Here is a 14,011-nt window from a genome sequence, read left to right on the forward strand (position 1 = left end):
CGAAATATCCTCGACGCTGTGCGCCCAATTCGAGCAACAAAAGAGACAAAGGAGTTGGGAACATGAAGAAACTAGGCATTCTGACCGGCGTCGCCGGCCTCGCGGTCACCACAATGCTGCTTGCCTCCGGCGCGCGGTCGGCGGATGACGCCAAGCTGGATCAGCTCAAGCAACAGGGCTTCGCCCGCGTCGCCATTGCCAACGAGCCCCCCTATACGGCGGTGGCGGCCGACGGCAAGGTTTCGGGAGCGGCGCCCGACGTGGCGCGTGAGATCTTCAAGCGACTCGGCGTCAAGGACGTCGTCGCCTCGATCTCCGAATACGGCGCGATGATCCCCGGGCTGCAAGCTGGCCGCTTCGATGTCGTCACCGCCGGCCTGATGATGAAGCCGGAGCGTTGCGCGGCGGTTGCCTACTCCGAACCCGTGCTTTGCGACGCTGACGCCTTTCTAGTGAAGAAGGGCAACCCAAAACATTTGATGACTTATGAGGATATCGCCAAGAACACATCCGCCACCATCGGTGGACCGGGTGGCGGACTTCAGGCGAAGTACGCTCTAAAAGCCGGCGTGCCAAGTGATCGCTTCATTGTTGTGCCTGACGGTCAGAGCGGCCTGAAGATGGTGCAGGACGGGCGCATCGACGTCTATACGCTCCCGATCCTCTCTATCACTGACCTGGTCAAGAAGGCGAACGATCCCAACCTCGAAGTGATCGCCCCGGTGCAGGGGCTGCCGGTCTCGTGCGACGGCGCCGCTTTCAAGAAAGGCGACGAGGCGTTGCGCGATGCTTTTGATACCGAACTCGCCAATTTGAAGAAGTCAGGCGAATTCGCCAAGATTGTCGAGCCGTACGGGTTCTCCGCCAAGGCGGCTATGTCGACCACGCGCGAGAAACTCTGCGCCTCGGCGCAATAGGACCTTGTCTGACCTCGCAGCGGGAAGATCGGCGAACGGGAGGGGTTTCGGACCGCGTCTGTTAACCCCACCGGACGTGCCGCAGCAAGTCCCGACGGATATGAAGTCAGCCCAAGGCAAGTCTTTAGCTTCTAATTGGCAACCCCGATCCCATGACAGACTGGTCCGGATATCTTGACTTGATTTTGCAGGGTGCGGTGGTCACGGTGCAAATCACCTTGATGGGCGCAGCGGTCGCACTAGCGATGGCATTCATTGCTGGCATGGGACGGCTGTCACGCTTCTTCTTGTTGCGCGTCCTCGCGACGGCCTATATCGAGTTCTTCCGCGGCACGTCGGGCTTCGTGCAGCTGTTCTTCGCTTACTTCGTTCTGCCTTTCGCTGGCCTAACGCTGACGCCGCTGCAGGCCGGCGTGCTGGCCCTCGGTCTCAATGTCGGCGCCTATGGGGCGGAGGTGGTGCGCGGCGCCATCCTGTCGGTCGGCCGCGAGCAATATGAGGCCTGTACGGCGCTAAACCTCAGCCGTTGGCAAGGCATGCGCCATGTCATCCTGCCGCAGGCGCTGCTGGTGATGCTGCCGACCTTCGGCAACAACGCCATCGAGTTACTCAAGGCGACCTCGGTGGTGTCACTGGTTTCGCTTGCCGACCTTACCTTCCAGGCGCAGGTGGTGCGCTCGCAAACAGGCAGCACGCTGATGCCGTTCCTCTCCGTCCTTATCATCTATTTCGTGCTTTCGATGATCATCTCCTGGGGTGTGCGGTCCTTGGAACGCCGCTTGGCGCGCGGGCTCGACGGAGTGCGCGTCTGATGGAATGGGATTGGAACTTCGTTCGGGAGATCATGCCGGTCCTGCTCAAGGGTGTGAAGATCACCATCCTAGCCACAGTGCTTGGCTCGATCCTGGCTGCGATCGTCGGCCTAGGAATTGCGCTGGCGCGGCGCTCGGACAACTTGCTCGTCTCGCGCAGCGTCGGCTGGTTTGCCGAATTCATTCGCGGCACGCCGCTCTTGGTGCAGCTCTATTTCATCTTCTACGTGCTGCCCGATATCGGCATCCTGTTGCCTCCGCTGGTGGCGGGCGTCATCGGGCTTGGCCTGCATTACGGCACCTACACGGCGGAAGTCTATCGCGCCGGCATCGACAATGTGCCGCGCGGCCAGTGGGAGGCGGCCAAGGCCTCCAATCTCAAGGGACGCCACACCTGGACGCACATCATCCTGCCGCAGGCGATCCCGCCGATGATCCCGGCCTTGGCCAACTATTTCATCGCCATGTTCAAGGAAACACCCCTTCTCTCGGCGATCACCGTTCTGGAATTAATGAACCAGGCCAAGGGCGTCGCCAACAGCTACTACCGCTATATCGAGCCTATGACGCTGGTCGGCGCCTTCTTCCTCTTCATCAGCCTCTGCTCCGTCGTGCTGTTGCGCTGGCTGGAGCATCGCTACGGCAGGATCGAAAGATGAAAGTCATGAATGCATTGCCCGAGATCCGCCTCGAAACGGCACGTCCCGCGCTTGACGCGCGTCCGCTGGAAAAGCGCGTCGGGCTGATCGCATTAGCCACCGACCACACCAGCGAGGTGGACTTCCGCCGCATGGTGGCGAGCGAGCGGATCGGCGTGTATGTCGCTCGCATTCCCTATGCCAATCCGACGACAGCGGAAAATCTGCGCAAGATGCAGCCGTCCCTTTCGGCCGGCGCGGCGCTCATCTTGCCGGACGAGACGCTCGATGCCATCTGCTACTCCTGCACCTCTGCCTCAGTAGTGATCCGCGATGCCGAGATTGAGGCCGCGATCCAGGCGGCTAAGCCCGGCGTTCCCGTGGTCACGCCGCCGATGGCAGGCGTGCGCGGCCTAAAGGCCTTAGGGGCGAAGCGCATCAGCATTCTCACGCCTTATACCATCGAGACCAGCCGGCCGATGGCCACCTATTTCGCGGCGCATGGTTTCGATATCAAGAGCTTCACCTGCCTCGACTTCAAGGACGATCGCGAAATGGCACGCATCAAGCCCGCTTCCCTTGTGGACCTCGCGCGCAAGGCAGCGGATGCGCAGGCCGATGCGCTGTTCGTCTCCTGCACGGCGCTGCGCGCGGCTCTCGCAGTTCCCGACATGGAAGAAGCGATCGGCCGTCCGGTCGTCACCAGCAATCAGGCCAGCGCCTGGAACTGCCTGCGGCTTTGCGGGGACGGCGCAGCGCGGCCCGAATTCGGCCGGCTGATGATGAAGCGGCCAGGAGATAACTCCCACTAAGGAAAGCTCTCCAAGGTTCCCCTCGACTGCGGTCGTTGCCCTACGAACTCGCAGGACTTGCGCATACCTTCCCGATGCTCCGCGCACCATCGAACCCCGAGCATACATGAGGTCCGGATATGAAGTAATCGCTACAAAATAAGGCTGTCACCTTTTGCTTTGTTTATGCTGTTCTTGGATATCTCCTACTGATCCGCTGCCAGCTTACGCTTATTAAACATATCTAACTTTGTCGCGCGAGCCCCTGTTTGCGATTTCCTCGGTAATCCTTCGCGGAGATGCTTGCATTGTCGTCTACGTCGGAGTTATGGCAATCACGGGTTGTTAAGTCAAGCTTGTCTCGAACAATAGAATGTGAGGGTTGAGCGCCGCTCAAATGTCGCTCAGGCATTACTGTTATCGCGAGAAAATACCGGAGAGCTGTTCACAGGTGAATTAGTTGTTTTTTGTCGATTCTGCGCGGGCGGCCAAAAGGGAGTTATTGGGAATGATTGAATCGATATGACACTGGAGTCCTCGGCAATGCCCGAGGTGAAGTCCCGGATCAGGAGACTTTTCCCTCAGGAACGTGTGGCGATTTCGGCCGGACTGTTCCTTAAAGGCCTGCTCCGGGATGCGCATCGCAAAACCGGGTGGATGCGCGCCGAGGCTGCGGGTGACCCTGGGCCGTGGTGCCAACAGGCCATTCTCGGAAGGGGCCGGAGGGACGCAGACGTCTCGCGCGACATTGTGCGCGAATATGCCCTCGAAACGTTGGCTGACGCCGAAGCGGTCCTGGTGATCGATGAGACGGTTTTCGTCAAGCAAAGCAAGACGTCCTGTGGGGTAGCGCGGCAGGTCAATGTCTCGACGGGCAAGACGGCAAATTGCCAGATCGGCGTGTTCGCCGCCTATGCATCCAAGCACGGGAATGCTTTCGTCGATCGCGTGCTGTATCTGCCAAGGGCCCTGCACGGAAGACCCTGCCCGCCTTGCGCAGTCCCACGTGCCTGGGGCAGGACTTTCGCGACGAAGTCCCGCCTAGCAATTGATATGATCGCGCGTATCGTCTCAGCCGACGTACCCTTCAGTTGGGTAGCCGTCGACTTGGTCTACAGTGACGTCGACATCGAGATGGCCCTACGACGCTGGTCCAAGGGATACGTGCTCGCCGTTAGCGCAGACCATCATTTCGCTTTCCGAAATCGCCTTTTTCCGGAAGGAGGAATGGCCGAAGATATCGCACGGAACCTCGATCTCTCCGGTTGGCGGATATTCCCCCCAGGAGAGGCGCTAAAGGGCTCTAAATCATGGGCTTACCGCCCGTTCACTGACACGGACCTCGCGCAATTCGATAAAATCCGCTCAGGCCTCTGGACCGCAGGGCTCTTAATCCGACGCGATGCCAATCAGGCTCTCAGCTACTTTTCAACATGGTCTCCAGTGGGAACTGAGATCGAAACCTTTGTCGCAGTGCACCAATGCTGCAGGATTGTCGAGGAAAACCTCCGCACGGCGAAGAACGAGCTGGGCCTCGACCATAACGAAACCGTTCTTGGCGCGGGTGGCATCGCAACGTCTCGCTCGTGCATTCGCGATGGTGTCGACCGTTCGCCACAAGGCGAGCCTCGACCCCTCGGGAGCGGTTGGAAGGCTCATGGAAACGAGCCGCCGCTTCGAACGCTTACCGAGGCCTCCCAGGAAGCCGAAGCCGGGATCGCTCGGCGCCGCGGCCGCTGTCCATGGCAAGATCAATCCCGCAAACGTAGCCGCAAGCCCTTGCCGGTCAAAACGCAATAGTAGCGTGAGGTTTCCATCATGACACGAGATCCACCCCTCTTCCGAAACAGGACCGACCAGGCCGCCGGATTAGCTTGGATTGGGAGAAATTCATGCGACAAATGCCTCATCGGTGATGGATCGACCCTGAGCAAGGGCGTAGCGCGAAGCTCTGCGAGGGCACGCGTTTCGGGTTGGAGCGAGTGTCAGTTGTCCTTTAGGGAGAACGCCGTTTGAAAGCCGGGATTCCAGTGAAACAGTCCAGAAAGTTGCAGAACTTGCACCATGCCCAGGCAATGTTGAGACAAATTCGTCAGACGGCGCAGTCAGATGGTGAGAGCCTCCTGACCTATTTGGTCGAGATGGCTTACCTAGAAGCCAGCGATCGAATTCGGGCAATTTGGCATGCAACCCGGGCGGAGTCCGGGGGCGGGCGCACTGGCGAAGAGAATGGCCCACCGACCTAGGCCCTGCCCTTACTTGGACAAGCACGTAATCTTCGTTGAGAGGTTAGGCTCGATCCTCAACCGGCCGTACTCGAAGTAAACGAGATGCCATCCCTTCGATGGCTGCAATGAGACCTAGTGGGAATGTGCAGTTTGCGCCTTTTGAGATGACGCCTTCAACCTGCGCCGCACATTTGGACCGCCAGCACGTCTCGAATAGGAAGGCTTACAGAAAGAAAGGAGCATGATTATGATTGACGACAATACCGAGCGCACAAGCGCAGAGGACGCCAATACAGAACAGACGGGCGTGATTGAGGAGAATACTGCGCGCATAAACGTGGATGAGAAGGCTGCCGAGGCGCCCAGCATGGATTTACTGTCCCTTACGGCAGATATTGTCGCGGCTTACGTCCGGATGAATGCGATCCCTGTTGCCGGACTTCCGGACTTGATCGCTAGTGTCAATTCTGCGTTGAGGGCGATTGTTGTGCTGCCGCCTGGTTCAGAAGGCCCCGGGCTCGTTCCGGCAGTCAACCCCAAGCGGTCCGTGTTTCCCGACTATATCCTCTGCCTGGAGGACGGAAAAAAATACAAGTCCCTTAAACGCCATCTCAAAGCCCATTTCGGCCTGACACCCGAGGATTATAGAGCAAAATGGGGACTTGCCCATGACTATCCGATGGTGGCGCCTAACTATGCTGCTCAGCGTTCTCGTCTTGCAAAGTCAGCTGGTCTCGGCCGCAGGTCAGCCGTCAAAACACCAGTGTGAAGATCCAACCTCGCTGCTTGCTGGCGCCTTCTGATTTTTTTGCCACGGCAAACGCGTCCTCACCTAGGGAGTGGGGTGATGGGAATGCGGTTCAGCCATGACGTAACCGGCGAACTGCATGGTGGCACAGGCTTCTCAAAGCCCATGTTGCAATCGTTCTAGCGCTGATTGGGATCTCGTCTGCCGCCTCATGTCGCGGCCGACAACCGACCTTGGCTGCCGATCCAACTCCTATGGACGTCATCGAGCGAGCCGCAAAGGGCGCAAGGCAGGTTATGACATAGGGAAACAGTTCTGTTCCGAATGGGAAGCATGTGGGCCGGCCCCGCGGACGGCCAAGGTATGAGGAAGCCTAGAACGTCCCTTCACGGATGTAGCCGGGAAAATCGTGCTGTGGTAGCGATGGGCAACCTCGCCCCTCGTTCCCCGGCGGTTAGGCGGAACTGCCTTTCTCCTATCTTTGCTATAACAGCGGCGGTCTTAGCTCGCACCCTCCTCCTTTTCGAGCCACGGGTGCCCCAAATGACAACTTGGGGGGGCGTTGCCTATTGCAACAAGTCGCTTCGGAAACTCTGTAAACCGCTGATCGCCAGCCAGCGCGCCCGCGCCAAGTGCGATGTCCAGGCATCAAGTGCCCGTGCCGGTTCACGCTTAGGGTCGATTTTCAAGATGTCCCAAGCCGCGTCGCTCCAATCGGCGCCCTCTGCTTCCGCGACCAGCAAGGCAGCGTAGGCGGCGATGTGCGCTTCGTCATAGGCGGTGACGCCGGCCCGATCGGGGGCCTTATCGTCGATCTCAAGTTCCGAGGTGGGAAATATCTCCCAAGCTTCTGGCTATAGTGACGGCGCGTCCTCTCTGCACCTGCCCTATCATACTGAGGCGGAGATTCAACCATTTCGTGCGCCTGGTACCCGAACCGCGCGTGCGCCACCGCTTCTCTCCATCACCATTATTGCTGTTATGCAGGTATCGCCGTCGACACGTATGTCGAATAGAACCGATCCTCCGGTTTTGTTCGCGGCGCCAGCCACGCGATCACCGAACGGTTGATGCACGCCCTCGCGGTAGCCGAGTGACGGCCCAAACAACGCCAGTTTAACATGCTCCGCCACCATGACTGCTGGGGTGCACGCCGGCTGGCGCAAGCGGCTATAGCAAGGGCTGGTTATCCACACTTCAGCCGCCGACTCCGCAGCCGATGCGGCGTCACAGTCGCGCTATTTGCCGGCGCTACCTTCGAGCGTCGGCCCCGTGTTCAGGCCCTTTGCTGCTACTCGCCGGACTTTTCCCAGGAGCCTCTTAGTCTTCGCCAGGGTCCTCGTGGATAGACCCGCAAGGCTTTTTGGATGGCGCAAGGAAGACTGATGCTAGGACGTGGATTGATTAGAGCGTTGCGCCAGGACGACGCTCAACAGGTGCGCGCGCGCATTGCCGAACTGGGGCGCGACCTCATGACGACCACGCCTTTGCGACGCCATCGACGTTTCGACGCCGGCCATGAACTTCCCGAAGGCGAAGTTCCGCCTGGAGAAGCTCGAACAATGCATCAGCCAAATACCGGAGAGTTCTGGGCGATAGCGGAAGCTTCGCCGGTTGCCATCCTTGCTCGCCGAGGTTGACAGCATTCATTTCCCCTTCATTCAACGTTCCTGATGGCAGTCTTTCTGCCGAGCGAGCCGGCCACCGCCTGATAAATATGGCCGACCGGGCTAGGCTATGGAAGAGGCCGGCTGGAGTTTCGCCGCCAATTCTAGACTCTGCTTCACGTTGACAACGACGCCGCCAAAACGCTGGCTCACGTCGGATTTCAGGCTGACCAGGAGCTGCATGACCAAGCTCGCGCCCATGGGCATATCTGCGGTCACTCTTAGCCCGTATTCTTCCTCTTCGAGCCAACCGGTCTGGACCAATTTCTGGTAGGCAACACTTGCGACCCTCAACGCCGCCTCTGCAGCCTCATTCGCCTCGCCGGCAAATTTCAGCCGCCGGCGCCGCTTTGACACTAGATCAGGTAGGCCTTCACCAACATCTTCGCCTTCGGCAAGAAGCTCAGGCATCCGCTTGATAAGATCGTAGATTGCATGGACCACCTCCTGCGGGGTGGGGAAGGAGGCACCACGAGAGAAGAAGCGCTCGTAGGTATCTAGTAATGCCGCCTCATAGAGGAACCGGAATTTGCGTGAAAAGATCAGGAACGCGTCATCATTAAGATAACGGAAAAGTGCCATTTGTGGCGTTTATCCCCAAGGTGCCCGGTCGTTTTTATGCCATTGCTCTGTTGGTCAAACAACCCAAGAAAGGGACGGTGAAGAACAATATTTTCGGGTCTGAGGCAACATCTTTAGTTAAAGGGCCGCTAATTGTCGTCTCGAGTGAGCTGAGGAGTCAGTCGGTACCCACAGAACCCAGCGCGAACTTCGGCCACAGGAACCGAGCCTTCGGGGTGGCGCGGGCGAGACGTCCTCCGCGCCCATAATGACAGCGCCCTCAAGTCGAGACGCGATGAACGCTTGCGCCTCATATCAGTCCTCAAGCCGACTACTGGCGCATTCCAGAACCGGTCATTCGAGCGATAACGGAGCTGGATGATGAGGAGATGTCGTCGACGCCAAAAATGAAGGCTGACGAGACTATCGTGCTTCTGGTGGCAGCGGCTCATTGGCAGGACGAAGCGAACCAGGGCAACGTTGAAGAACGCGCGACCGTCTTGACCACATTCAACGTCCTCTATGAGAAATACAGGGAAATGGCCGAAAGGGGCACAAAGATGCTTGTGTCGCAGTCCAGGTTCCAAGACGTTCTTGAGGATCTTGCTGCGCGTAACCTGATCTGGCTCGGAGAGTTCGATCGTGTCCTTCAGGATCGGGAAGTGGTGGTTCGGCCGATAATCAAGCTTGTTTCCGGATCCGACGCGTTGAGGCGCATTGAGGAGCAGGTTGCCCTGGAAGACTATGAGCCCCGCCAGCTCGGTTCCGTCGAGGAAAAATTGCAATGATGGAACTCGTGCATCTCACGCTGGTGAATTGGCATTCGTTCACTGTCGAAGATATTCCGGTTAGCGGCCACGTCGGGTTCCTAGGTGAAAACGCGTCGGGCAAATCAACAATCCTGGACATGATCCAAGTGGTGCTCACTGGCGCCAGCGGACGCTACATGAACCTCAACCCAGTCGCTGGTGAGAATCGTCGCAGAAGCGGTCCAAGGCGCACGGTACAGGGGTATTGCCTCGGTGCGCGCGGAGAGGGCGATTTTCGGCGGGAAGCCTGCCTTACCTATGTGACCATTAGTTTTCGCGACGTCGATGGAGTGAAGCCAGACTTGACGGTAGGTCTCGCCATGGAAGCGAGGAAGACACAGCCAGCGGAAACTATACTCGGCCGCTTCGTCGTTCGCGGCAAAATATTGAAGACGACAGATTTCCTGCGTGAGCGGGAAGGAAGGCAAGAATTCGCGCAATGGGAGGAAGTGAGGCAAGCACTGGAGAGGGAATGCGGGAGCGGTTTCGTAACCATCGCGACAGCGCCACGGATCACATCCGGGAATATATGCGTGACTTGGTTCCACGACGATCGGCGCCAACTTCCGGAAACGCCGCCGCGCTTGCAAAAGCGATTGTGAACGGCATGACGCTCAACCAGGGCCTGTCCGCAACAGACTTCGTCAGGAACTATATCCTTGAGGAGTCTCCGATGAGGATCGGTGAACTGCGAGAGTCGCTGAAGACTTACCGACAAGTCAACCAGACCATCAAAAACATGCGAGAGCGCGCAAAGCGGCTGAAAGTGGTCAAGGCGCGAGCGGAAGATTTTAGAAACTTCCTCAACGAACACGTCGAGGAGGATTGGATCAGTCGCAAGGCGAGATACCTCGCGGCCTCCGCGGCGATGAGGGCACTCGAAGAAGAGGTCAAGGAAGCCGAGGCATCTCTTCTGGCAGAGAGCGAGGAAATCAACGATCTGAACAGTTCGATCACCGAAGCGACCCAGGATGTGCACCGCATCATCAAGCAGATCGAAGCGATCAAAGCCAAGGTGGGCATCGACGATCTTACGAAGATGGCCGAAAGTCATTCCTTTTCCGCCGCAGATTGCCTCAAACGGGTCTCTGAAAGAGTGAAGCACATGCAGCGGATCGCAGCCGCGGCCGAAGCACTCGGAAAGGGTGATGTAAGCTCCCGCGAATTGGCTGCTCACGCCTCCGCGGTGGCCGAGGCGGTCAAGCGCGGGAACACGGAAGCCACCACAGTGATCGAACAAGCGTTCGTGGCTTCGCTCCCGGTCACCGCCGAGAGAATTGGCAGGGCGCGCAGCGAGGCGGAAGCCGCTTGGCATACCAAGAATGAGGAGCTCGACAAGCTGTCTCGATCTATCCAGGCGGCCGCTTCCGGTTCACGGGATTCTCACCTCGGCGACCATACCCGCGAGTTGATGAGGCTCCTTCGCATGGCCGGGATGGTTCCGAGAGCGCTTTGCGACATCGTAGACCTTACCGACAAGAATTGGGGACAAGCGGCTGAAGGTCTTCTCGGTCGAGATAGGGAAGCGATCTTCGTCGATCGCGACCATATTCACATGGCGACGACGATCCTGAGAGAAAACAGGCGGGATCTACGCCAGGCATCCCTAGTCAGCCTAAACAAGCTCGAGCGATACAAAGATCCGGTCGAGCCAGGTTGGTTCCCATCGCTTTTCAGGTCCGAAGACAAAGACGCAGTCGCCTTCCTGCAGCGCAGATATGGCAATGTGCGACTGGCCCGCACCATGGAGCAGTTTAACCAACCCGGCCGTGCCCTCATGGCTGACGGCCTTTATGATGATGGACTATTACGAGGGACCCGCCTGGAGGAAGCCTTCCGCCTCAAGATCGGTAGGGCGGCGCAGGAGCAACTTTTCCTGGAGCAGAAAAGGCTGTTGGAGGTGCTGCAGGGAGAAATCGAAACCCTATCCCAGCGCAGGCGCATCCTTTCCGAGGTTGACCGCTCCGCCGCTTTCGTGGCTTCGCCCGCGGACAGCGAGACGGTTGCACGCCTGCTTGAAAGAGCGCAAGCGCAGGAGAGGCTGGCAGGAGAGGCTCGATCCAGGCTGGAGGCGGTCGATCAAGGCGACCTGAAACGCCTATATGAGCTTGAGGAGAAGAAGAAGGTTCAGCAGGCCTACGTCCAGGCCAGAAATGCCGAGCTCAACTCAATCCAGAAGAGGCAGGGCGCTTACCAAAAACAAGCTGAAACCGCGAGTAAGACGCTCACGGGCCTTACCAACCAAGAGGGGTCGCGCCATTCACGAGATCTCGCCCGTCGCATGTTCCAATACAACTGGCGCTTGACGGCCCCGCTCCCGGCCAACCGCAGGTACCGGGGGAGGATCGCCGGTAAACAAATCCAAACTGATCCATCTGCCCGTTACGAAGCACTAGCTGGGATCCATCGTGGGATTGGGCAGCGCGCGGAGGATCGCTCCAAACAGGCAAAAGATAGAATGATGGAGGCCGACAGGAATGTGCGGGCCGCCATGAGGAGCTATTTCGACATCGCTCCCATAAGCTCGGAGGTCGGAGCAGAAAGCGACATCCTGAAGGATATACTGCCCTGGGTGGAGGCCACGCTTCGCGATATTGAAGAGAACGAGCTCACGCGCCATGAAGCACTGGCAGCTGAAGCTTCGGAGCGAGTCTCCTCTATCTTTCGCGGCGAGTTCGTCAACTCTCTCCACTCACGCATCTCCAAACTGAAGAGAGATATCGACTCGCTGAACCATAGCCTCCGCAATCACACATTCCACGGGGAGCGATATTCGTTCAGCAGGACGCAAGTGGCTCAATATGCTCCGATCCTGAAAGCGGTCGAGATTTACGTGACTTCTGAGGATGCGCTGGATCTTCTGTTCAAGGGTGAGATAGCCGAAGACTCTCCGCACAAACCCGTCCTCGACGAGGTGAAGCGCATCCTGGAGGACCCCGATACAGATTTCGACAGTTTTGAGGACTATCGGAGCTTTTTCGTCTTCGAGATTCATGTGGAGAACCTTGATACCGGGCATAAGACACGATGGGAAACTCGCCGCGGCACGGGCTCCGGTGCCGAGCAACAAGTCCCGCTCTATGTGGCCATCGGTGCCTCGCTGGCTTCCGTTTATGGGACCGCCGAAGGAAGATCGGGATCGCAACTTGGAATGGCGCTCGCCGTCTTCGATGAAGCCTTTGCCAAGCTGGACGGCAAGAACCAGCGGCAGATGATGAGCTTCTATGAGAGCCTAGGCCTGCAGGTGATCGTGGCGGCGCCACCTGAGCGGCGACCGTCGCTGCTAGGCTATATGCATGCCATTGTTGAGGTGGACAACATTGGCAGCGGGCAGTCGGAAACGACAGTAGTTCAGGTGAAGGAAAAAGCCCGTAAGGAACTGCAGCGCATCAACCCCGAACTCATGGATGATGATGAATTGCGAAGGATGGCAGCGGAGTGAAATTTACCGATCCGAGCGCCCTCCTATCTCATCTTCTGGATAGGCACGAAGATGGTCGAGCGAGCGCACGCGCTTATCCCGATAGCAGCGCTTTTTCGAGCATCGTCGAGTCCGACAGCTTTCGCAAGAAGTTGGAAGAGGCAAGTCGGGCGGGTGCAATCGAGCTTAGGATGGAGAAGGGGCGGCGAGCTAGCGAGATCAAATTTGTGCGGATCGCAGACGCGGCAAGCCTCTATCGTTTCGTCGAACGAATTCCTTCCAGCGAACGCTCGGCGTCAACGCTCCAGGATCTATTTCGCCGGACCGAGTTGTCTGCCCCGTTCGCTGAACATGCGCAGCAAGCTGCCGATACCTGGTCCAGGAATCGGCGGTGGGCAGGCATTGCCCCCGGCGACGTACGTTCGCTCGAGCGTACGCTCATCCTCGCGCAAGCGATCTACAGACGGCGGCATATCGGACTGGACTATCGCACTTTCTCCAGAAGGACTATTGCCGACAGCAAAGCGTTGGAACAGCTCGAGGCTGCCGTCACGAAGGTCCTTCGAGGCGTGTTCATTGACATCCCAGAGGGCGCAACGCCCCGCGAGGCACTTGGTGCGCTTGGGTTGGAGAAGGCGCCTCCTCCCCTACTCCTTTCAGGACCGATCACCCTTGGAGCTTGCCAACGTGACGTTCCCTTCGTTGGCATCCCAGCCGATACGACGGATACCATCGCTTTTAGCCGCGCACCGGAATACGTGCTCGTGGTGGAGAATTACACAAGCTTCGTTAGACATGTAACAGAGGCTGATCGGAATCGCCGCGGCCTCGTTCTCTATGGCGGCGGCTACCCATCTGCAGGACTCCAGAAAGCGTTTGGCTCGATTGCCCGCAACATCCCTGCGGAGGTTCCATTCTACCACTGGTCCGACATTGACCCTGATGGCATCTGGATTTTCCTCACAGTCGAGAAAGCATTCGGCCGTAGGCTGCTCCCACACCTCATGTCCATTGAGTTAGCCGAAAAATATGGCAATCCCCCGCCGCTGGCGGCAGGCCGAGTTGCAAAAGCAGGCGCATCGATGCTCTCGGAGCTAGCTTCCTATCTTTCAAAGCCTGGCGCAAAATACATGGAACAGGAAGAACTCGATCCTATGATCCCGCCGCTATCCGGAACTGCACGATGAGGCCCTAACGCTGGTCGTAATGTCCACGGAGTCTTTTCAAGCGGTAGAGACTGCGGGGCCGAAGAACGAACCCGCTACGCGGGTGGGCGCTTGGGGTCTAGGTAGACAAGAACCGGTCGTCGCGCTCGCATTGAGGGTGGTTCGGCAGCGGCAGAGCATCACGAGCCCTTCAACAAGGAGTCCGACCATGCCTATCCTGTTCTCAATCCACCGATAGTTCAGCTGCGCCAGC

The 14,011-nt window shown here is 58.3% G+C and carries 11 protein-coding genes and 1 pseudogene; 10 read left to right on the top strand and 2 right to left on the bottom strand.

Features of this window, described 5'->3' with window-relative positions:
- Positions 1–62 precede the first annotated feature (62 nt).
- The 6 genes and pseudogenes from ehuB to CK221_RS02275 all read left to right on the top strand — a co-directional run bounded on the left by ehuB (position 63) and on the right by CK221_RS02275 (position 6,155).
- Positions 63–917, top strand: coding sequence for an ectoine/hydroxyectoine ABC transporter substrate-binding protein EhuB (ehuB, locus tag CK221_RS02245; RefSeq protein WP_095776510.1), 855 nt, complete (start codon positions 63–65; stop codon positions 915–917).
- A 152-nt stretch (positions 918–1,069) separates the two neighbouring features.
- Positions 1,070–1,729 carry an ectoine/hydroxyectoine ABC transporter permease subunit EhuC gene (gene ehuC / locus CK221_RS02250; protein ID WP_095776511.1) on the top strand — a complete coding sequence of 220 codons (660 nt, stop codon included), beginning with the start codon at positions 1,070–1,072 and terminating at the stop codon, positions 1,727–1,729.
- Entirely contained in the window at positions 1,729–2,388 is a 660-nt protein-coding gene (gene ehuD, locus CK221_RS02255; RefSeq protein ID WP_095776512.1) for an ectoine/hydroxyectoine ABC transporter permease subunit EhuD, read from the top strand. The genes ehuC and ehuD overlap by 1 nt, the downstream gene beginning before the upstream one ends.
- A 5-nt stretch (positions 2,389–2,393) precedes the next feature.
- Positions 2,394–3,179: an ectoine utilization protein EutA gene (gene eutA / locus CK221_RS02260; protein ID WP_095776685.1), complete on the top strand. Its 786-nt coding sequence runs from the start codon at positions 2,394–2,396 to the stop codon at positions 3,177–3,179.
- Between the two features lie 501 nt (positions 3,180–3,680).
- Positions 3,681–4,785, top strand: a pseudogene (locus CK221_RS02265) (IS701 family transposase); the annotation flags it as partial.
- Between the two features lie 968 nt (positions 4,786–5,753).
- A complete protein-coding gene (locus CK221_RS02275; RefSeq protein WP_095776686.1) occupies positions 5,754–6,155 on the top strand; it encodes a MucR family transcriptional regulator in 402 nt (133 codons plus the stop codon).
- 1,367 nt (positions 6,156–7,522) lie between these two features.
- On the opposite strand, the gene CK221_RS30105 is transcribed toward CK221_RS02275, so the two are convergent.
- Positions 7,523–7,780, bottom strand: a complete 258-nt coding sequence (locus tag CK221_RS30105; protein WP_170954327.1) for a hypothetical protein — start codon at positions 7,778–7,780, stop codon at positions 7,523–7,525.
- An 84-nt stretch (positions 7,781–7,864) separates the two neighbouring features.
- Positions 7,865–8,383, bottom strand: a complete 519-nt coding sequence (locus CK221_RS02295) for a Wadjet anti-phage system protein JetA family protein (protein WP_095776516.1) — start codon at positions 8,381–8,383, stop codon at positions 7,865–7,867.
- A 368-nt stretch (positions 8,384–8,751) separates the two neighbouring features.
- Here CK221_RS02295 and CK221_RS02300 point away from each other — a divergent pair, with 368 nt between their 5' ends.
- Genes CK221_RS02300 through CK221_RS02315 form a run of 4 tightly spaced genes read left to right on the top strand, consistent with a single transcriptional unit; the run spans position 8,752 to position 13,779 of the window.
- The gene (locus tag CK221_RS02300) at positions 8,752–9,150 is read left to right on the top strand and encodes a DUF4194 domain-containing protein (RefSeq protein ID WP_095776517.1); all 399 of its coding nucleotides are present in this window, start codon (positions 8,752–8,754) and stop codon (positions 9,148–9,150) included.
- Entirely contained in the window at positions 9,147–9,773 is a 627-nt protein-coding gene (locus CK221_RS02305) for an ATP-binding protein (protein WP_095776518.1), read from the top strand. Before CK221_RS02300 ends, CK221_RS02305 begins: the two co-directional genes overlap by 4 nt.
- A 5-nt stretch (positions 9,774–9,778) precedes the next feature.
- Entirely contained in the window at positions 9,779–12,613 is a 2,835-nt protein-coding gene (locus CK221_RS02310; protein WP_179295062.1) for an SbcC/MukB-like Walker B domain-containing protein, read from the top strand.
- Complete coding sequence (locus CK221_RS02315) at positions 12,610–13,779, top strand: Wadjet anti-phage system protein JetD domain-containing protein (protein ID WP_095776520.1); 1,170 nt, start codon at positions 12,610–12,612, stop codon at positions 13,777–13,779. The genes CK221_RS02310 and CK221_RS02315 overlap by 4 nt, the downstream gene beginning before the upstream one ends.
- Positions 13,780–14,011: the final 232 nt, after the last annotated feature.

It is taken from the genome of Mesorhizobium sp. WSM3868, from assembly GCF_002294785.1.
In the GTDB taxonomy this organism is placed as follows: Bacteria; Pseudomonadota; Alphaproteobacteria; order Rhizobiales; family Rhizobiaceae; genus Mesorhizobium.

Excerpts from the sequence above, each read along its gene's own strand:
- ehuB (WP_095776510.1), top strand. The coding sequence starts at position 63 with ATGAAGAAACTAGGCATTCTGACCGGCGTCGCCGGCCTCGCGGTCACC.
- ehuC (WP_095776511.1), top strand. The coding sequence starts at position 1,070 with ATGACAGACTGGTCCGGATATCTTGACTTGATTTTGCAGGGTGCGGTG.
- ehuD (WP_095776512.1), top strand. The coding sequence starts at position 1,729 with ATGGAATGGGATTGGAACTTCGTTCGGGAGATCATGCCGGTCCTGCTC.
- eutA (WP_095776685.1), top strand. The coding sequence starts at position 2,394 with ATGAATGCATTGCCCGAGATCCGCCTCGAAACGGCACGTCCCGCGCTT.
- CK221_RS02275 (WP_095776686.1), top strand. The coding sequence starts at position 5,754 with ATGGATTTACTGTCCCTTACGGCAGATATTGTCGCGGCTTACGTCCGG.
- CK221_RS30105 (WP_170954327.1), bottom strand. The coding sequence starts at position 7,780 with ATGCTGTCAACCTCGGCGAGCAAGGATGGCAACCGGCGAAGCTTCCGC.
- CK221_RS02295 (WP_095776516.1), bottom strand. The coding sequence starts at position 8,383 with ATGGCACTTTTCCGTTATCTTAATGATGACGCGTTCCTGATCTTTTCA.
- CK221_RS02300 (WP_095776517.1), top strand. The coding sequence starts at position 8,752 with ATGTCGTCGACGCCAAAAATGAAGGCTGACGAGACTATCGTGCTTCTG.
- CK221_RS02305 (WP_095776518.1), top strand. The coding sequence starts at position 9,147 with ATGATGGAACTCGTGCATCTCACGCTGGTGAATTGGCATTCGTTCACT.
- CK221_RS02310 (WP_179295062.1), top strand. The coding sequence starts at position 9,779 with ATGACGCTCAACCAGGGCCTGTCCGCAACAGACTTCGTCAGGAACTAT.